Raw genomic sequence first — 20554 nt, 5'->3', positions numbered from 1 at the left:
AAAGAAAATAATAAAATGAGACTGCGGTTAATATTCGCTAACATATAATAACTCTTGAGTTATGCATGTGGGAAACTATTCTGAAGTGATAAGCATACATCACAGTATATTCACATTGTCATTGGTTGTTTTTTTTTTTTTTGGTTTATATAGAATACTCATGTTCGCGGCATCGTTCGTTATTATCGTCATCAAAAAAAACGTTTAACCTAAATATTTGCATATGTTTGTTAAGTGACGAAATGCTGTTCAGTTAGGCCTTTGCTTAAGCGGATGCAATAAAATGGCGTTTCAATATTTCGCCACCAGGAATGGCTCAACACTTTAACGGCGTGTGTATCGTCGATCACCCGACGGTCGGCATCCGCACAATTGCGATCACAATAGGTGGAGTTACGTGGACTGGTGATGACTTTGCCGCAGAATTTGCAAAACAGGGTATCAGGTGGCTGCAACTTTTTTTGCTGCTTCAGCAACCGCCTTTCATAATGCTCCTGGCAAAGTCGCCACACCGCGTTTTCGGTAATGCGATACAGGGGACGGTTGCAGCCCTCCAGTTTGCATACGGCCGAAGGGGTGAGATCATCTGCGTCAGGATCTCGTTGTTGGCCTAAAAACCATGTTGAAGAAGAAACAGAATTTCTCCTGAATGCTGTTGACATATTGAATGCACTCCGAATGTAAATATCACTAGTGAAGCTGAAAAATTATTTTTTGTGAAACCAATGGGGCTAAAAGGGCTGAGAATAGCCCCTTCAGCCCCGGTGGGTTAAAAGAAAATTAAAATAACATTAAAAATTACCACCGATGCTGGCCTTTCCCATTAACAGCACAATCAGGTATTTGCTGATTTTTTGTGAAAATATATTTCACCGCTCCGGTGTCAGGATCAAAAATATAAAAATAGTCGTATGGGTATAATTCCTGCATAACTTCAACAAGTTCATTCAGAATACTGACCTTACGAAGCGGTTTAGAGATCTGATTAAGGAGATGGGTGGCGTAGAACCCTTGTTGCCAGCGAGGCAAGTATTCGCGCTTATCAAGCCAGTCCATTAGCTGGACTGCACGGCGAATCATTGGGGCATCTTCGTTAAAAAGCGCCATGAACTGCTTCATGTACCAGAAGCAAATATCGCCTGCAGCGTTAACATATCGCTCAGGAATTTCGGGTGACCCCTCTGCGTAATCGTCGGAAAACACATAGATGACTCCCGCCATTCGCGCGATAATTTCCTGAAATTTGGATCCTGCATCGCTGAACTCAGCAAACATCCCGCCAGCAATCTGTTCGGCTTCAATGTCATTGTATATTTCGTTGAAATGATACATATTTTTAATGGTCAGCACGGTGCGCTCCTTTTTTTTTCTGCTCTCCTGAAGCAACCTGGCGCCAGTTTCATGGAGTTTATGAAGAGCACTCAGATCTGGCTGCCCCTGCTCTGCCGGATCTCTGAATCGGGTTCCCTTAAGTGTGCTGGGGCGACAAAACAGAACGCGTGCTGCATATCCTGACAGGCGTAACAGGCTGGTAGGAGAAGATAACAATTGTTCAAGAAAAACCGGCTGAACCATCAAACTGACGACAACGCGGGGGGCATGAATAAGGCGGCGACCCTTCACGCGATTGATGGTGATGTCATCCCCGTCCCACATACCACACCACGAAGTAAAATCAGATGCCATTGCTCTTTTCAGAATACCACCAGCTTCGCTGGATAGCAGACAGGCAGATGCGTTGTGCTCAGGAAGCGCTTCAGTAAGGCCTCTTAATGTTGTATCGCTAAAAAGGAGTTGCTCTCTTACTGGCTCGGGAGGCTTGCCGCTAAGGCTGGCTCTGAGCAATTCTTCGATCTCAGTAGTATCTTCTTCATTTTCAAGTGATTTTTTGAGCTTCTTTTTAAGCGTCTGATTTTTGACTTTCCAGATGCCCAACTCGACTGAATATGCAGCCAGTTTTGCTTCGTAATCAGCTTCTAGCTGGTTGTTGTACTCATAGAGAGGAGCATTAATCAGGCTGTCAGCACCCGTCTTGCGATCGCCTGATTCTGCGACAGTTATAAAGTGCAGTGTCAGGGGTTTAGGTTTAAGGTGTTCAGCGATACGAACGTCAAACCCACACTGGGCGACAGTTGACATGTAGCCAAGCGTAGCCTGATTTGTCAGCTCAAAGGGGGTTTGTAATACCATACTGGCACTGTTTACGGCATTGAACAGAAAATCAGGAAGAGTGGGGAGCGGGAAATCCGGACTTATCCGGTACTTGTATTTAGCTTCAGACCACTTTCGTTGTTGGCGCTGTTTCCGTTTAGCTAATTGATTAATCATAGATACCTCTAATTTAATACTCGTTTATATCGTTGCTGGTTATGGATATTCAGGTCAAAGAATCACCTTCCGGCCTGAATACAGCGGAATAACAAGGGGAACAATTGCCCGGGCCGGAGCTCAGGATAAATAATAATGAGGTCTGGTGGGCCCCTGCAATGGAGGAGGCTGATGGTGTGGCAGGGCCATTTACCGCTAACAAAAGACTGGCTGTGATACGAAAGCACCGGACCATTATCCAGGTAAAAAATACCGGGCTGCGAGGGCCTTATTACGCAGTAGTAAAGAATGAAAGATAACAGCCGGCTGGGCGTCTCCTGCAGCCCGGTATCATGGGTAAAAAAATTAAGGGGATCAGGTGACTGGTACGGTACTGCAGCGACTGGCGCGGCAAGGCGGCCTTCCGTTGCATCTGACAGTAGTTCGCATAACACGGTGCCGCTGTCGGGTTCTGTCTCCTGCGGCGAAAATGCTGACTGTGTGGTGTTACCACCCAGAAGGCGCTCAACAGTATGGTGAATATGCCGCATATGGGCGCGCAGGCCTTTTGCGTTCAATATAAGGCTGTGGCGTTTTTCATCCACGACACAACCGGTGATGGGGCGAGGCTTACCTGCACAGGGTTGCCCGGAATCGTTTTTCCAGCGGTGGATCCGCGTCGGTCGTCTGAATTCAGAGGGCAACCGGAAGAATGCTTCAAGTTGGTTACACGTATCACGAAGCTCTGCCGCACTGGATACGTCTTTCTCAATACGAGCCTGGCTTCGGATCAGTTCGTCCACGGAAGCCCGTGTGCAGATCAATTGACCGTAGCGGGGTTCAAAAAGGATCTCCGGGAAGATCCCCGGAATGTATAATAGCCCGTTCAGCACCACCGGGGTGAGCGGCATTTGGTCGCCAAAAACATAAGCAATAAGTGCGTCGTTGCAGGCACGCTCATCCGCGATTGTCATCGCGACGGCAAAAATATTGTTTTCCGCCAGTGTGACGGCAATACTGTCCGGTCCGCACTCGTGTTGTGGGTAATCAGTCAGGTGCGTCAACGCCCGCCCGATAGCCCTTATAAGCGGATTAAGCGTCCGGGTGTACATGTCAGTCCTGGCTGGTGTGCGCATTGATGTACATTTCCAGATCCACCAGACGAAAACGGGTCATACGGCCCAGTTTTACTGGTGCAGGAAATTTTCTTTCGGCAATCATTTTGTAGATATACTGAGGTGTAGCGTTGATCACTGCAGCCGTTTGCTTCATCGTCAGTAAAACAAGGTGCTTAACCTGTGCCGCCTGCTCTGGGGACATTTTCAGCGCCTCAGCATCGACTGCTCCGGTATACAGCGCCTGCTTCTGGTGCGACTTCAGCATTTCAGCGTCAATCTCTTTCAGCAAGGCGAGCTTTTCCGGAGTCAGTTTCAATGCCAGATTGCCGTTTGCTTCCACCCAGGCCTGCAGCGAAAATGGTGCAGCCAGTTGAGTCGGCTGCGTATCCGCTTCATTACCTGCCTTCTTCTTCATCACAACGTCCTCATTCAGGTACACCCGAAGGCGTAAGAGCATTTAGGCCGGATTATGCTGGTGGAGAAAGGGGGGATCACGGTGAAAACCGAAAAATAATAATTGCTATTGATTTTTTATATTGGATGTGGTTGCTCAGAAGAAAAATATCTCTCCTGAGCATTTTTAGTCAGGAAGGGAGGCCAGGTTTTTTTGAGGAAGAGGCAAAGGCCTGATTTGCTAATTGGTTCAGGAAGCTATTTGACATTGCTTTTACGGCAACGTCTTTTACTTGTTCTTTGTACTTGAGTTCGAAGGGGAAATTACCCGGGAGAGGAGATAGATCAGATACAATGCCAGAGAAAAAAGACTCTGGTTTTTTAATTTTATTTGCAAACTCGAAAATTTTAAAATCAATATATGCAAGGGTTAACGTTTGTGTCAGAACTTCTATTGTAGGGGCGGTATCTTTCTCTCTCTTAAGTGATGGGATATTCAACTCCAGTCGTATTTGCTTAAGCCAGATACTGAAATCTTCGATTATATCGGCATCTGGCTTAAGCAGGTTTATTTCAGCGAGAACTGACGTTTTTTCGTCATTTGTCTCCCAGAACGTATCCATAAATTGTACTTCAGCCCAGTTTATATCTGGCTCATTTTTGTGCTTTGTTCTGATGTATGCTCTTTCCAGTTGGTCTTTTAAACGCTCAATATAATAAAATGCATTACCTTGAGATAGTGTCGTAACTGATGGGGGATGTGTGCATTGGATTAATAGTGGAAGACTGGCCCTGTCTGCTTCTGAAAATTTTAGTATTTCACCGGATTTTATTTTTTCTGATAGAGTTCTTATTTGCCCTTCTATTTCGGATATTTCATAATTCTTACTTACCCAGTGATTGTAAGTTTCATCACTAAAGATTTCATACATAAATAAGACAGAGTGATTGTCGATGGCTATATATTCTCGGCAGCTATTACCTGGCGTTATAACTAATACGCGTAATGAGTTCTCATCAAGGAAGTCTATGATTCTGAATTGTTGGGTTTTAAGGTTTTGTTTGTATTCGTCTGGTGTCGGATACTCCTTCTGGAAGGTAATGAATGACCCAAGGTTTTCTTCAGCGCTGAACATAAACCTCATCCACAAAGGCATGGGCGCATGAGTGAGTCGGGCTAATACAGATGGAGACGAAAATGTCTTATGTCCGGTAAATAAAAGCCATCCATGAGAGTGGTTATAAAACCATGACAGATAATCATAGATTTTTTTTCTTGATGAGAGCGCCAGATACCAGTCAAGAGCGTCGTATTTCTGAGTTTCGTCTATGTACTTCTTTAACCAGCCAGCGGTGATAGCTTTTGCTACATTGTCTTTATTACCTGCCATGTTGACACCTTTAACCTGAATGGGGCATGGTTAACTGTACAGATGAAATGCACCGGTGCAACGCCTGATATACTGGCAGAGTGGATTAATCTGTTAGCAAATACGACAAAAAAACAATAACGAAATAATACCGCCTCCTGAAGGAAGCGGCTTATGGTTATTGTTATTCAGGATGAGCAAACTCATAAGGCGTAACGTAGCCTTCGCGGTTGGCATCCAGGTAATCAGCCCACCACTGCATCATCTGTTTACGTTCTTCGAAATGCTCCGCCAGATGAATATAGGCCGCGCGAACGTTGCTGCGTTCTTTGTGGCTCATCTGACGTTCTACGGCATCTTTTGACCACAAGCCTGACTCGATCATCGCACTGCACGCCATGGTGCGAAAACCGTGGCCGCAGACATCGGTTTTGGTGTCGAAGCCCATCAGCCGCAGTGCTTTGTTGACGGTATTTTCGCTCATCGGCTTGTAAGGATTGTGGTCACCGGTAAAGACCAGCTCAAACTCACCGCTGATTTCCTTAATTTGCTCCAGTATCACCACAGCCTGTTTGCACAGTGGAACCAGATGCGGCGTACGCATTTTGGCTCCGCGAGTGGAGAATTTGACACCGGGGATTTCTTTACGCTTTTCGGGAATAGTCCAGAGTGCACGTTTGAAGTCGATCTCCGGCCAGCGGGCAAATCGCAGCTCGCTGGAGCGTATGAAGATGAGCAGGGAGAGTTGGATAGCCAGTATGGTGAGAGGTTGTCCCTGGTAAGTATCGAGCTTTTCGAGAAGTGTGGTGACGTTGTTGAAAGGAAGTGCTGGCCGATGCTCAGTTTTCGGTGCGGATATCGCGCCCTGCATGTCATGAGCGGGGTTATAACTGATATACGCATTCTGAACAGCAAATCGCATGATCCGATTGATATTACTCAGCAGACGGCCAGCCGTGTGAATATTCCCTCTGGCTTCCACATTTCTGACCGGAATGAGCAGATCACGGGTGTTCAACTCCGTGATATCGCGCTGGCCGATGACTGAAAACAGGTGATTTTCCAGTAAGGCGAGAACTTTTTTCGCGTTGCCTTCATCCCATTTACGGTTGCTTTTGTGCCATTCACGGGCCACGGCCTCGAAAGTACGGATGCTGGCTTTAGCTTCCTTCTTGTCACGCTTTTGCTGTGCAGGGTTAATGCCATTGGCAAGCAGCTTACGCGCATCATCGCGTTTTGAACGGGCATCCGATAATGATATTTCGGGATAAGGCCCGATGCTGAAGGTCTGCTCTTTGTTTTCGAAACGATAACGGAAACGCCACAGTTTTGAGCCTGCGGGTGAGATAAAGAGAAAAAGTCCGTTGCTGTCGGTAAGCTTGTACGCCTTGTCCTGGGGTTTAGCATTACGGACAGTCATGTCAGTCAGTGCCATAAAACACGCCTCTTTGACGGTCTTTTGAGGGCACGATTTTTATCGAACTGCGAATACCCGCAGTCATACCCTCAAAAAGGTGTTGATGCTGGTTGAGAATGGTTTATGTGTATTGACTATCAGGAAAGGAAAAGGTTCGAAATACGGGGACTTAGAAAAGTAAAACGGACGTCAGTTGACGTCCGTTTAGAATGGTTTGGTGCCCGGACTCGGAATCGAACCAAGGACACGGGGATTTTCAATCCCCTGCTCTACCGACTGAGCTATCCGGGCAACGGGGCGCATTAAACCGTAAACACGTACAGCAGTCAACCAAATTTAGGGAAAACCTGTTCAACTGCTTAAGTTTGCGGCAATCCTGCTCAGGCAAGCCGGTTTCAGGTCAGCGCGCCACCCTGACGGCACTGGGCAAAGCGCAGAATGTCTTCTGCCAGCCGATGCGCAGTCTCGACATCAGCCAGGCTACGATTGACCAGCATTCGGCTCAGGCAACCCTCCAGCACCAGTTCCATCTGTCTGGCGACCATCGCCGGGTCGTCAATTTCAAGCGTGGTCAGCAGTTCGTGGGTAAAGTCATGCGCCACGCGTTTTTGCTGCCCGGCCAGTTGATGGATCGGGTGCGAGGGATCGGGGTAAAACGTACAGGCGGCAATAAACAGGCAGCCCGGATAGCGATTATTATTCACGCATTCCGCCAGGGCATTGTAGCGCGCCAGCAGTTTTTGTTCAGCGCTCAGGGTGTCGTCAAGCATCAACTGACGGCGCCAGATGTCTACCTGCTGGCTGAGATAGCGCAGGGCATCATACAGAATGGCCTCTTTGTCTGGCCAGAAACGTTGCATCTCATCAAGCGGATAACCAACGCGCTCTGCCACCATCTCCAGCGTGGTGTCAGCAATCCCATGGATTTCTACGAGTTTTAGGGCTTCTCCCAGGACATCTTCACGTTGCACGGTCATTCCTCCGTTTTTATCTCTGAAAGTGTCGCTCACGGTTGGCGATCGCGCAAATGCGCACTAAATGTCGCCGCATCCATAAAGCCCGTTACCCGCGCCTGCGGGTGTTCTTGCCCTTGTGCGTCAAAGAACAGGATGGTGGGCAGACCCAGTACCTGTAAATGTTTTAGCAGCGCCACATCCTGTGCATTATTGGCAGTGACGTTGGCCTGTAACAGCACTGTGTCGCCCAGAGCTTGCTTAACCTGTGGATTGCTGAAGGTATATTTCTCGAATTCTTTACAGGCGACACACCAGTCAGCATACAGATCCAGCATGACAGGCTTTCCCTTCGCCTCTGCCAACGCCTGATTTAAATCGTCGACGCTTGCCACGGGTTTAAAGTCCAGATGCGCCACTGGCTGAGCTACGGTCGTGCCAAACGCCCAGTCCTGTAAAGGACGCACACTGATCAACGCTGCCGCCAGCAGGATAACCTGTACGATACGCATCCAACCGTGCTTTGCCTGCAGGCTGGTGATAAATGCCCAGCCAAAGAAGGCAACCCCCAGCAGTGACCACAGGCGTAACCCCCATGCATCGCCGATGATTCGTTCCAGCAAAAAGACCGGTAGCGCGAGGATAACAAATCCAAACGCCGTTTTAACGTGTGCCATCCAGGGGCCGCTTTTCGGCAACAGACGGTTGCCAAATACGGTGACCAGCATCAGCGGCAATCCCATTCCTAACGCATAAAGATACAGCGTACCGCCGCCCAGCCACAGATTCCCGCTCTGGGCGATGTACAGCAAAATGGCACTTAATGGCGCGGTCGTGCAGGGTGAGCAAATCAGCCCGGCGATAGCGCCCATCACGAACACGCCACCTGCCGAGCCACCTTGCTGGCGGTTACTCATCAGCGTGAGACGCGTTTGCAGCGAGGAGGGTAGCTGCAGGGTAAACAGGCCGAACATCGACAGCGCGAGCAGGGTAAAGACCACCGCAAGCGCAATTAAAACGTAGGGATGTTGAAGTGCAGCCTGGAACTGCAACCCGGCGGCGGCCACCACCAGACCCAGTGCGGTATAGGTGAGCGCCATACCTTGTACGTAGATGAAGGTCAGCAGCAATGCCTGTCCGGTGGAAAGCCGCTGTTTACCACCCAGCACAATCCCGGAAATCAGGGGATACATCGGCAGTACACAAGGGGTAAAGGCGATGCCAATGCCAATCAGTAGCGCCCACAGGGCGGAGAAGGGAAGCTGTGCTGTCGCCTGTTCTGGTTGTGGCTGTTCTGGCGTTGGTATGGCTGGCGTTGGCGTCTGGCTGGCTGCCACTTCGCTCAGGGGCACGGTTTTTGTTTCCGGTGGGTAACAAAAGCCCGCGTCAGCGCATCCCTGATACGTTACCGTCAGTGTTGCACCCGCCTGTGCCTGATTCACCGTGACCGGAATCGTAAGCTGATTGCGGTATATTTCGCTTTTGCCGTAGAACTCATCTTCGTGCCAGGCGCCCGCCGGCAGCGCTATCTCAGCAATCTCTGCCTGAGCAGGAGTAATACGAATTTGTTTACGATACAGGTAATACCCGTCTTTCACCTGCCAGGTAAGATTCAGGTCGTGCTGGTTTTGCTGAAAGTCAAAGGCAAACGCCTGGTCAGCAGGGACAAAGTCCGAGCGACCCGGCGCGTCGAAAAGACCAGCAAATACAGATGTGCTGCAAAGAAGCAGGATCAGCGTAAAGATGCGTTGAGCCATGAGAGGTAATCACTGTCTCCGTGAGTAACGGGTAAAACCAGAAGTTCAGGCGTTTGATAAGGATGATGAGACTTCAGGCAATCGAGTAAAGCGTCCTGGTGTAACACCGAGGTTTTTAGGATCATCTGGACTTCGTATTCCTGCTCCAGTTTGCCTTCCCAGTAGTACAAGGAGGTGGCACCTGGAATGATCGTCGCACATGCCGCCAGTTTTTCTGCCAGCGCTTTGGCCGCCAGATCCTGGGCGGTGGCTTCATCCGGCGCGGTACAGAGCACCACAACGGCATCGGGGATGGACATATCCTGACTGCTAACATCAAGCATAAACACCTCGAATGAACAGAATGACCCGCAAAAGAGTGGTCACTATACAACGGACGAGGAAAGGATGTTAGACAAAGGAAGGGGAAATGCGGGGCGCGAACACGCCCCGCGGGGAAGACTTATAGCATGAAGCTGCCCAGCAGGAAGCCGAAACAGACCGCCAGTACCACGCCCAGCGTACCCGGAATGAAGAACGGGTGGTTAAAGACGAATTTACCAATACGCGTTGTACCGGTGTCGTCCATCTGTACCGCTGCAACCAGCGTTGGGTAAGTCGGCAGAATGAACAGACCTGAAACTGCAGCGAAAGAAGCAACAGCGGTCAGCGGAGAGACGTTCAGCGCCAGCGCCATCGGCATCAGTGCTTTCGCGGTTGCTGCCTGAGAGTAGAGCAGCGCAGAAGCAAAGAAGAAGATCACGGCCAGCAGCCACGGATGACCCTGAATCACTTCACCGGCAGTGTCTTTGATCCAGTCAATGTTGTGAGATACGAAGGTGTCACCCAGCCATGCAACGCCCAGGATACAAATACAGGCGCTCATACCGGCTTTGAAGGTGCTGGAGTTGAGGATGGCATCCGTTTCCACTTTACACATGATCGTGGTCAGCGTCGCGATGCTCAGCATGATGATCAGGATTGCGTTAGTGGTGTTCATCAGCGGCTTCTCAACCAGACCCAGGCTTGGGCTGTTGATGATCGCATAAACGACGACGCACACGACGCCCAGCAGGAACAGCCAGACGGAGTTTTTCGCCATTGGTTTGATTTCGATCTGCTTCTCACCGCGCAGTTCAATCAGACCTTCTTCGAGACGCTTGCGGTATACCGGATCGTCAGAAAGTTTGGAGTTGAACAGCATAGTGACCAGGAACGACATTACCAGTACCGCCAGCAGAGTGGACGGGATGACCACGGACAGCAGGTGGATGTAGCTAATGCCATGCCCTTCCATAACAGAAGACATGTAGACCACCGCAGCGGAGATTGGCGATGCGGTGATCGCAATCTGCGCAGAAACGACGGCGGTGGAGAGCGGACGGCAAGGTTTGATACCCTGTTCCTTCGCCACTTCAGCGATAACCGGCAGCGTCGCCAGGGAGATGTTCCCGGTGCCTGCAAAGATAGTCAGGAAATAGGTTACGATCGGTGCGAGGATCGTGATGTATTTCGGGTTCCGACGCAGCAGTTTTTCCGTCTGGTTAACCAGATAGTCCAGACCGCCGGCAACCTGCATCGCGGAGATGGCAGCGATAACCGCCATGATGATGGAAATGACATCGAACGGAATGTTACCCGGTTTTACGCCGATCGCGGCAAGAACCAGAACACCCAGCCCACCTGCAAATCCGATGCCGATGCCCCCTAGTCTGGCGCCCAAAAAGATTGCCAGCAAAACAATGATAAGTTCTACAACTATCATATTAGCCTTCCTTGTTGTTTAACAAGTTGATATTAAATTGTTGTTATTTGGTAACTTCTTTTAAGAAAAAGGGCACGTCAACTGACGTGCCCTCCTTGGTACTACCCTGTACGACTACTGTTCGCTTTCATCAGTATAACGTTTTGCTTTATAAGCCGGGTGCATCAGGTTTTGGGCGGAGAAAATATCGTCCAGCTCTGCTTCAGTCAACAGACCGCGCTCCAGCACCACTTCACGTACGCTCTTACCGGTTTCGGCGCAAATCTTACCAACGATATCGCCGTTGTGGTGACCGATGAACGGGTTGAGGTAGGTGACGATGCCGATAGAGTTGTAGACATAGCCTTCGCACACTTCTTTGTTAGCGGTAATACCGTTAACACATTTCTCCAGCAGGTTGTAGCAGGCGTTGCTCAGGATGTGAATGGATTCAAACATCGCCTGACCAATCACGGGTTCCATAACGTTCAGTTGCAGCTGACCAGCTTCAGAGGCCATGGTAACGGTGATATCGTTACCGATAACTTTGAAGCATACCTGGTTAACAACTTCCGGCACAACCGGGTTAACTTTGGCTGGCATGATAGAAGAGCCCGCCTGCAGTTCCGGCAGGTTGATCTCATTGAGGCCAGCACGTGGGCCAGAAGAGAGCAAACGCAGGTCGTTACAGATTTTGGACAGCTTCACAGCCAGACGTTTCAGCGCGCCATGTACCATGACGTACGCACCACAGTCGGAGGTTGCTTCAATCAGGTCTTCTGCCGGAACGCAGGCAAAGCCCGTCACTTCCGCCAGTTTTTGTACCGCCAGCGGAGAGTACTCTTTAGGGGTATTCAGACCAGTACCGATAGCCGTTGCGCCGAGGTTAACTTCCAGCAGCAGTTCAGCGGTACGCTCGATGTTTTTCACTTCTTCTTTCAGCAGTACGCTGAAAGCACGGAATTCCTGACCCAGGGTCATCGGAACCGCATCCTGCAACTGGGTACGACCCATTTTCAGGATGTCCTGGAATTCGACAGCTTTACGCTCGAAACCTTCACGCAGTTGGTTGATAGCATCGATAAGCTTCACGATGGAAGCATACACAGCGATGCGGAAACCGGTCGGGTAGGCGTCGTTAGTTGACTGACATTTGTTCACGTGGTCGTTCGGGTTCAGGTACTGATATTCACCTTTCTGGTGACCCATCAGCTCCAGCCCGATATTGGCCAGCACTTCGTTGGTATTCATGTTGACGGAGGTGCCTGCACCACCCTGGTATACATCTACCGGGAACTGGTCCATGCATTTGCCGTTATTCAGGACTTCATCGCATGCGGCAATGATGGCATTCGCCACGCTCTTAGGAATGGTCTGCAACTCTTTGTTAGCCAGAGCTGCGGCCTTCTTGACCATTACCATACCGCGTACAAATTCAGGGATGTCGCTGATTTTGTTATTGCTGATGTAGAAGTTTTCAATCGCTCTCAGAGTGTGAACACCATAGTAGGCTTCGGCTGGAACTTCCCTGGTACCCAACAGATCTTCTTCGATACGAATGTTGTTTAACATGTGAACCTTCTTTATTTAAAGCTGCCAATGAATGCACTAAACACACAGAATATATGTGGTTTCGATTGTTTCTTGACCGACGATTATCCCCTGCATCGGTCTGGTCAACGAGATCATATTCTGCTTCAGAAATTGTGCCGTAATCTGGATCACTATAAGGGTGGGAATTTACTCCTTAATTATTATTTTGTGAAATAGGTCACCGCTTTGGGATTAACACCAAAAATAAGTGTACAAACAGCTTGAAATTTTGCGAACTACCCTCATTACCTATTGATTAGAATCGCAACAATTTCAGGCCGACGTGTGAAACACGGCGGTTGTCTAAGGAGAATCCTTTTGCGCTGGATACCATTACTTGCTGTCTTTCTCTATGTTTATATTGAGATTTCTATCTTTATACAGGTAGCTCATGTGCTAGGCGTGTTGATGACGCTCATCCTGGTTATCTTTACGTCGGTCATCGGGATGTCGCTGGTCCGCAACCAGGGGTTTAAGAACTTTTTGCTGATGCAGCAGAAAATGGCTGCCGGTGAAAGCCCAGCCGAAGAGATGATCAAGAGCGTGTCGCTGATTATCGCTGGCCTGCTGTTGCTGCTGCCGGGCTTTTTTACAGACTTCCTCGGTCTTTTGCTTTTGTTACCCCCGGTGCAGAAGCACCTGACAATGAAGCTGCTTCCGCATTTGCGATTTTCCCGTATGCCGGGCGGCGGTTTTAGCGCGGGGACCGGTGGGGGCGACACGTTTGACGGTGAATTTCAGCGTAAAGATGACGAGCGTGACCGTATTGAGCATAAAGACGATCGTCGCGACTGATTCCCGTAGGCCCGGTAAGCGTAAGCGCCACCGGGCATTTTCGTAGAACCGGCTTATAAGTGATGTTCAATCTTTTTTCGTTTTGGCAAAAACAGCCACAGCACGACCAACATAATCAGTGCATATGCGCTCTTCCAGCCGACCATCGCCAGTAGCAACAGGCATAACAGCCCGCCCACCACAGCCAGAGCGCGATAGCGCCCCTTGAGCAGACGGCATCCCGCCAGCATGCACAGCAGATAAATCATGATAAAGATGCCGTTGGCGTAAACAATCAGCGCATCAAGGTTAATCTCTAACGCATAGATGCACAGGGTACTGATCACGCAGCAGCCGAGCACCGCATTGAGTGCGTTGCGGGGGATATGGCGAGAGGAGAGCTGGGCCAGATAATGGTCCGGTTTATACTGCGCCTGCGACCACACGAGACGGGCAAAACTCTGTATATAGATGTTGAGACTGGCAAAACAGGCCAGATAGCCGATCACACAAGCCACCCACAATGCCTGAACACCGAACAATTGCACGACAATCTCTGGCAGTGAGGCCGCCGCCGCCATCGTTTCACCATAGGCGTCAAAATGCAGAACTACCACCGTACAACCCCAGTAGACGGAACCTGCCAACAGAAGTCCAATCATCAGCGCACGGGGGAAATCCCGCTCCGGGTTTTTAAACTCAGAGGCGAGATGGGCGAAGGCTTCGAGACCGACGAAACACCAGAACATCACTGACAGCGCGGAAAACAGCCCTGATATCTCAATATCACCTGGGGCCGGGAATGGAATTTCTGCCGGTTTCAGATCGCCTGCCCACCATATAGCGATAATCAATGCCACGATCAGCGCTGCAATAACAGTTTGCAGATTAGCGCTGGAGCTGGCGCCGCGCGAACCGATGAACCACACCAGCGCCAGCGTACCGAGTTCGGCCAGCAGGAGTTGCCAGCCGTGCCAGCCAAACATGGCCTGACCAAACCCGGCAGCAATATGCAGAGCGGCAGGAAGACCAACAGGGATGACCGATAAGAACAGCCAGCCGGTGACCCGTTCCAGATGCGAACCAAACGCCATGCCGACGAAATGCGCCACGCCACCCGCGCTGGGATAGTGGCGGCCTAAGAGGGCAAAAACAATCGCGACGGGAAAAACCAGAACAATCAAAATCGGCCAGGCCCAGAGGCTGTTATTACCGGCGACCAGTGCTGCCAGAGCAGGAACGGCAAACACGCCCGTTCCTAATAAAGAGGTCGACAACAAGCCAACGCCCTGAGCCAGTCCCAGCTCTTGTTTCAGTCCACTCATGAGTTGTTATCCGGTTGCGCCTGGATTCCAGGCAACTGCGCAGATTTCGATGTTATCACAATCAGATTTGCTTATGACGACAGCGAGAAAATAGGCGAGAAATGTGAGGTAAGTGGCTTTTTTACAGGATTTTTCGCTGAACAGAAATTTTTTTCGTATTGCCCCTTGAAGGGGGAAAACCCCATCCCCATCTCTCTGGTCACTAGCCGGCAACCTTTATGGGTCGGCGTCACCCATGACTGATAAAGACTTTCTCAAAGGAGAGCTATCAATGAGTATTCGTCCGTTACATGATCGCGTGATCGTTAAGCGTAAAGAAGTTGAATCTAAATCTGCTGGCGGCATCGTACTGACCGGTTCTGCAGCGGGTAAATCAACTCGTGGCGAAATCATCGCTGTCGGTAAGGGTCGCATCCTGGATAACGGCACCGTACAACCGCTGGACGTAAAAGTCGGCGACATCGTCATTTTCAACGATGGCTACGGCGTGAAGTCTGAGAAGATCGACAATGAAGAAGTGTTGATCATGTCTGAAAGCGACATCCTGGCAATTGTTGAAGCGTAATCCGCGAACGACACTGAACATACGAATTTAAGGGAAAGAGAAAATGGCAGCTAAAGACGTAAAATTCGGTAACGACGCTCGTGTGAAAATGCTGCGCGGCGTAAACGTACTGGCAGACGCAGTGAAAGTGACACTCGGTCCGAAAGGCCGTAACGTTGTTCTGGATAAATCCTTCGGCGCACCAACCATCACCAAAGATGGTGTTTCCGTCGCACGTGAAATCGAGCTGGAAGACAAGTTCGAAAATATGGGCGCGCAGATGGTGAAAGAAGTCGCCTCTAAAGCAAACGACGCGGCAGGCGACGGTACCACCACGGCAACCGTGCTGGCTCAGTCTATCATCACTGAAGGTCTGAAAGCCGTTGCTGCGGGCATGAACCCAATGGACCTGAAACGTGGTATCGACAAAGCGGTCGCTGCTGCGGTTGAAGAACTGAAAGCGCTGTCCGTACCGTGCTCCGACTCCAAAGCTATCGCTCAGGTAGGCACTATCTCCGCTAACTCCGACGAAACCGTAGGTAAACTGATCGCGGAAGCGATGGACAAAGTCGGTAAAGAAGGCGTGATCACCGTTGAAGACGGCACCGGTCTGCAGGACGAACTGGACGTGGTTGAAGGTATGCAGTTCGACCGTGGTTACCTGTCTCCTTACTTCATCAACAAACCGGAAACCGGCGCAGTAGAACTGGAAAGTCCGTTCATTCTGCTGGCTGATAAGAAAATCTCCAACATCCGCGAAATGCTGCCAGTTCTGGAAGCCGTTGCGAAAGCAGGCAAACCACTGCTGATTATCGCTGAAGATGTGGAAGGCGAAGCGCTGGCGACCCTGGTGGTCAACACCATGCGTGGCATCGTGAAAGTGGCTGCGGTTAAAGCGCCGGGCTTCGGCGACCGCCGTAAAGCGATGCTGCAGGATATCGCAACCCTGACTGGCGGTACCGTTATCTCTGAAGAGATCGGTATGGAGCTGGAAAAAGCCACTCTGGAAGATCTGGGTCAGGCAAAACGCGTTGTGATCAACAAAGACACCACTACCATCATTGATGGCGTGGGTGACGAAGCGGCAATTCAGGGTCGTGTGACTCAGATTCGTCAGCAGATCGAAGAAGCAACGTCTGACTACGACCGTGAAAAACTGCAGGAACGCGTAGCGAAACTGGCTGGCGGCGTTGCAGTTATCAAAGTCGGTGCAGCGACCGAAGTTGAAATGAAAGAGAAGAAAGCCCGCGTTGAAGATGCCCTGCACGCAACCCGTGCTGCGGTAGAAGAAGGTGTGGTTGCTGGTGGTGGCGTGGCGCTGATTCGCGTTGCATCCAAAATCGCTGACCTGAAAGGCCAGAACGAAGACCAGAATGTTGGTATCAAAGTTGCGCTGCGCGCAATGGAAGCGCCGCTGCGTCAGATCGTTCTGAACTGCGGCGAAGAGCCTTCTGTTGTCGCTAACACCGTTAAAGGTGGAGACGGTAACTACGGTTACAACGCAGCGACCGAAGAATACGGCAACATGATCGACATGGGTATCCTGGACCCAACCAAAGTGACCCGTTCTGCTCTGCAGTATGCGGCTTCTGTGGCTGGCCTGATGATCACCACCGAGTGCATGGTGACCGACCTGCCGAAAGGCGATGCGCCTGACTTAGGTGCTGCTGGTGGTATGGGCGGCATGGGTGGTATGGGCGGCATGATGTAGTGCGACGAGAGTCGCATTCCTTTGCGTAACTAACTGAATAAACAGAGAATTCTCTCTAACAGTTAGCTTACGCGCCCCAGGAGAGCGGGGCTAGTCCCCGCTCCCGAAAGCCGTTTAGCGTAGCAGAAGGTGAGCCGTTTCGACGGTGGAATACGCCCCCGAAGTTTGGGTAACCTTTCAGTGATGAGCAGTAACGCGCCCATTACTTTCACTCAGTTATCTGCAGCGGTTAATTCTGCGCGGAGTGCCTGTCAGGGCAGACGTCGGTGAATCCCAAATCGACGTTACATCTCAACGATTGTGACACCTCGTGTCATACATCTTCATTTCATCCTTTCATGGATTCATGAACAGGGCGGGATCGTTTTGCTCGCGATCTTCACAAGAGGAATGCAGCGCAAGCTGTACGGGTGATTGTTCTGTCGCTATTTCTTGAGCAGAAACAGTGAAGAAGAACCCGTTGTTCAGCCAACGGTAGCCTAAGGATAGTGCGTCACTGGTAACGGTGAGGTGCGAAGCTTCCTGACAACGTACTCCCGCGCAAGCGGCGGCTGGTATCCGCGAGGACGCCATCTGGATTGGTCTAACGACATGACCATGAGAGGCCAGGCTGTATCGTAAGGTTAACGTACGTGAACTGCTGTTAAACACCGTCAGCCGCATTGAGCGTAAGTCGTTGATACGCTTTGACCAAAAGGTGGGTGAACAGGTTATCTCTTTTACATCTGGGGATACGCTGATGTTGTTTCACCGGTGGATAGGCAGAACCTAACCGATACGTGTCATCTGTATGGAACTCGGTAAGCCCGTATATCCGCCTCATCGAGGCAGGGGAGCCGTAAGGCAAACTGTTGGGTATGCGGGTAGAGGAGGCCGGAGAAAGCAAATGCCGCGCTGTAATGGCGCGGACAGAAGCATGAAACAGGGCTTCACCGGAAACGGGGCAGACTTCCGGCTGGTCTTAAATCGCAGTAAGGCTTGTAAAGCTTATTGAATGTACCCCGAGGGGCGAAACGTGATTTCTCCTTCGGGGGAATCCACGTCCGTCCTCAGGGTGCTCTGCACGAGCATTCAGGAGGATAGCAAGGTGAATACCGGAACGCGAGTTGAATCGCAGGCGGTATCTGCATCTTCCCACCCGGAAAGGTGGCACGCCATTAACTGGCGCAAAACCTCAGAAGCGGTGAGAAAGCTACAGGTACGCATTGCGAAGGCAGCGCAACAGCAGGAGTGGCGGCGGGTAAAAGCGCTGCAACGAATGCTGACCCGTTCGCTGGCGGCTAAGGCATTAGCGGTCAGGCGAGTCACGGAAAACCGGGGCAAGGATACCCCCGGAGTGGATGGAAAGTTATGGAATACCCCGAAAACCAAATGGGAGGCTATCTTCGATATGAAGAGAACCGGATATCACCCTAAACCACTGCGGCGGGTGTATATCCCGAAGTCGAACGGCAAGTTGCGTCCGCTCGGGATTCCGACCATGAGAGACAGAGCCATGCAGGCGTTATATCTGCTGGCGCTGGAACCCGTGTCGGAAACAACAGCCGACCGCAACAGTTATGGTTTTCGTCCGATGCGTTCAACGGCGGATGCTATTGAACAATGCTTTGTCGCGCTCAGCCGGGGCAACTCGGCGCAGTGGGTGCTGGAGGGCGATATCAAAGGGTGCTTCGATAACATCAGTCATGACTGGTTACTGGCGCATATCCCGATGGATAAGCAGGTGCTGGGTAAATGGCTGAAGGCAGGTTACATGGAGTCTGGTCATTACCATGCAACCGGTGCGGGAACGCCTCAGGGCGGTATCATCTCGCCGGTACTGGCCAATATGGCGCTTGATGGACTGGAAGCGGTACTTGAATCCCGATTTGGGGTGAAGAATACCAAAGCCAGCTACAAGACCAAGGTCAACTATGTGCGTTATGCAGATGACTTTATCATCACCGGTATCTCGCAAGAGTTGCTGGAGAATGAAGTTAAACCTCTCGTTGAGACCTTTATGGCGGAACGGGGGCTGCAATTGTCGCCGGAGAAAACGGTGATAACGCATATTGAGCAGGGTTTTGACTTCCTCGGTCAGAACGTGCGCAAGTATCGCGGGAAAATGCTGATAAAGCCTTCCCGTAAGAACCTGCGAACATTTCTGGCGAAAGTGAGGGACATTGTGAAGCGTCACCCGACGCAAACGCAGGACTGGCTGATACGCCAGCTCAATCCGGCATTACGGGGGTGGGCGAACTATCACCGGCATGTGGTGGCGAAGGAGACGTTCAGCTATGTCGATTACCGTGTCTGGAAGCTGCTCTGGCGCTGGTGTTGCAGGCGGCATAAAAACCGTAATAAACGCTGGGTGAAAGATAAATACTTTCATACGGTAAATAACCGTCGCTGGACGTTTCAATGGCGGGAGGATAAGGAGAATCCGGTGACTTTAGTATATGCGAAAGACACCGTCATTAAACGACATACCAAGATAAAGGCGGAGGCTAACCCTTATCTGCCTGAATGGGAACCGTACTTTGAGCAACGCCTTGAGCGTCGCTGGAAGGAAACCATGCAGGGCAGGAAGAAGTTGCTGGCGCTCTGGCTCAGGCAGGAGAAACGCTGCCCGCTCTGTAACCAGTTAATTACTCTGGAAACAGGCTGGCACGTTCACCATAAGTACCAGAAACATCTGGGCGGCGGTGACGAGCTTGAGAATCTGGTCATGCTGCATCCGGGCTGCCACATCCAATGGCACGTGAACGAGGAAAAAGATGCGCAGCCGGTTCAACCCGTCGGTTGAACTTATTAAGGCTTGAGCCGTATGCGGGGAAACTCGCATGTACGGTTCTTAGGGGGCGGCGGCGCAGTAATGCGCTGCTGCTACCCGACATCGCCTACACCCTGCATCCTTCAGGCTGCAGATGCGTTGGCTGCATTCGCGAACCCCAGTCACTTACTTATGTAAGCTCCTGGGGATAAATGAGGGACGTCCTTGTCCCTCACCGAAGGCAGCCTGTGGCTGTTCAAATTCGTTCCTGACGAATTTGTCATAAACTTGCCGCCTTCCTGCAACCAGAATGATTTGGGTGTTTGTCCCCCAGAAATGAGAAACCCTCGGGCAGAAATGTCCGGGGGTTTTTCTTTTGGTCATCTTTTTAGTATAAGATTCACTGACGGACAAAACGTCCAGCTCATTGATAATGGGGAATAACATGCACGTGAAATATTTAGCAGGGATCGTCGGTGCCGCGCTACTGATGGCGGGTTGTAGCTCCAGCAACGAACTGAGTTCTGCAGGACAAAGCGTTCGCTTTGTTGAAGATAAGCCTGGCGCTGAATGCCAGTTGATCGGCACAGCCACCGGGAAGCAGAGTAACTGGCTTTCAGGCCAACATGGTGAAGAAGGCGGCTCTATGCGCGGCGCGGCGAATGACCTGCGCAATCAGGCGGCTGCAATGGGTGGCAACGTGATTTACGGCGTAAGCAGCCCGACTCAGGGCATGTTATCCAGCTTTGTCCCGACAGCCAGTGAAATGATTGGACAGGTTTATAAGTGCCCTAATTGAACGTCTTTGTGATAGCGG

17 protein-coding genes and 1 tRNA gene are annotated in these 20554 nt (G+C 50.7%); 5 read left to right on the top strand and 13 right to left on the bottom strand.

Going from position 1 to position 20554, the window contains the following annotated elements:
• Positions 1-230 precede the first annotated feature (230 nt).
• The 12 genes from WB371_RS13975 to aspA all read right to left on the bottom strand — a co-directional run bounded on the left by WB371_RS13975 (position 231) and on the right by aspA (position 12610).
• Entirely contained in the window at positions 231-662 is a 432-nt protein-coding gene (locus tag WB371_RS13975; RefSeq protein ID WP_336220657.1) for a hypothetical protein, read from the bottom strand.
• A 136-nt stretch (positions 663-798) separates the two neighbouring features.
• Entirely contained in the window at positions 799-2328 is a 1530-nt protein-coding gene (locus WB371_RS13970) for a DUF3987 domain-containing protein (protein WP_336220656.1), read from the bottom strand.
• Positions 2329-2390: 62 nt separating this feature from the next.
• Positions 2391-3419, bottom strand: a complete 1029-nt coding sequence (locus WB371_RS13965) for a hypothetical protein (protein ID WP_336220655.1) — start codon at positions 3417-3419, stop codon at positions 2391-2393.
• 1 nt (position 3420) lies between these two features.
• The gene (locus WB371_RS13960) at positions 3421-3840 is read right to left on the bottom strand and encodes a helix-turn-helix domain-containing protein (protein ID WP_336220654.1); all 420 of its coding nucleotides are present in this window, start codon (positions 3838-3840) and stop codon (positions 3421-3423) included.
• Positions 3841-4009: 169 nt separating this feature from the next.
• Positions 4010-5209 carry a DUF6387 family protein gene (locus WB371_RS13955; protein ID WP_336220653.1) on the bottom strand — a complete coding sequence of 400 codons (1200 nt, stop codon included), beginning with the start codon at positions 5207-5209 and terminating at the stop codon, positions 4010-4012.
• Positions 5210-5372: 163 nt separating this feature from the next.
• On the bottom strand, positions 5373-6623 hold the full coding sequence (locus tag WB371_RS13950; RefSeq protein WP_336220652.1) for a tyrosine-type recombinase/integrase: 1251 nt from the start codon (positions 6621-6623) through the stop codon (positions 5373-5375).
• 197 nt (positions 6624-6820) lie between these two features.
• Positions 6821-6896 (bottom strand) — tRNA-Phe (locus WB371_RS13945).
• 104 nt (positions 6897-7000) lie between these two features.
• Positions 7001-7576 (bottom strand): transcriptional regulator, encoded by a 576-nt coding sequence (locus WB371_RS13940; RefSeq protein ID WP_336220651.1) that lies wholly within the window; start codon positions 7574-7576, stop codon positions 7001-7003.
• 35 nt (positions 7577-7611) lie between these two features.
• Entirely contained in the window at positions 7612-9315 is a 1704-nt protein-coding gene (locus WB371_RS13935; RefSeq protein ID WP_336220650.1) for a protein-disulfide reductase DsbD, read from the bottom strand.
• A complete protein-coding gene (gene cutA / locus WB371_RS13930; protein ID WP_336220649.1) occupies positions 9291-9638 on the bottom strand; it encodes a divalent cation tolerance protein CutA in 348 nt (115 codons plus the stop codon). Before cutA ends, WB371_RS13935 begins: the two co-directional genes overlap by 25 nt.
• A 119-nt stretch (positions 9639-9757) precedes the next feature.
• Positions 9758-11059 (bottom strand): anaerobic C4-dicarboxylate transporter DcuA, encoded by a 1302-nt coding sequence (gene dcuA / locus WB371_RS13925; protein WP_336220648.1) that lies wholly within the window; start codon positions 11057-11059, stop codon positions 9758-9760.
• 114 nt (positions 11060-11173) lie between these two features.
• Positions 11174-12610, bottom strand: a complete 1437-nt coding sequence (aspA, locus tag WB371_RS13920) for an aspartate ammonia-lyase (RefSeq protein ID WP_336220647.1) — start codon at positions 12608-12610, stop codon at positions 11174-11176.
• Positions 12611-12949: 339 nt separating this feature from the next.
• Between aspA and WB371_RS13915 the strand changes: the two genes are divergently transcribed.
• On the top strand, positions 12950-13426 hold the full coding sequence (locus WB371_RS13915) for an FxsA family protein (RefSeq protein ID WP_336220646.1): 477 nt from the start codon (positions 12950-12952) through the stop codon (positions 13424-13426).
• Between the two features lie 53 nt (positions 13427-13479).
• Here WB371_RS13915 and yjeH read toward each other — a convergent pair whose 3' ends face one another.
• The gene (yjeH, locus tag WB371_RS13910; protein WP_336220645.1) at positions 13480-14730 is read right to left on the bottom strand and encodes an L-methionine/branched-chain amino acid transporter; all 1251 of its coding nucleotides are present in this window, start codon (positions 14728-14730) and stop codon (positions 13480-13482) included.
• Between the two features lie 271 nt (positions 14731-15001).
• Here yjeH and WB371_RS13905 point away from each other — a divergent pair, with 271 nt between their 5' ends.
• From WB371_RS13905 to WB371_RS13890, 4 genes are all read left to right on the top strand, one after another.
• Positions 15002-15295, top strand: coding sequence for a co-chaperone GroES (locus WB371_RS13905; protein WP_000027827.1), 294 nt, complete (start codon positions 15002-15004; stop codon positions 15293-15295).
• 43 nt (positions 15296-15338) lie between these two features.
• Positions 15339-16985, top strand: coding sequence for a chaperonin GroEL (gene groL / locus WB371_RS13900; protein WP_336220644.1), 1647 nt, complete (start codon positions 15339-15341; stop codon positions 16983-16985).
• Between the two features lie 1087 nt (positions 16986-18072).
• Entirely contained in the window at positions 18073-19770 is a 1698-nt protein-coding gene (gene ltrA, locus WB371_RS13895; protein ID WP_336220643.1) for a group II intron reverse transcriptase/maturase, read from the top strand.
• A 412-nt stretch (positions 19771-20182) separates the two neighbouring features.
• Entirely contained in the window at positions 20183-20536 is a 354-nt protein-coding gene (locus tag WB371_RS13890) for a DUF4156 domain-containing protein (RefSeq protein WP_336220642.1), read from the top strand.
• The last annotated feature ends 18 nt before the right edge of the window (positions 20537-20554 follow it).

It is taken from the genome of Citrobacter amalonaticus, from assembly GCF_037053465.1.
GTDB classification, from domain to species: Bacteria; Pseudomonadota; Gammaproteobacteria; order Enterobacterales; family Enterobacteriaceae; genus Citrobacter_A; species Citrobacter_A amalonaticus_H.
This window is presented reverse-complemented; position numbering and strand designations above follow the sequence as displayed.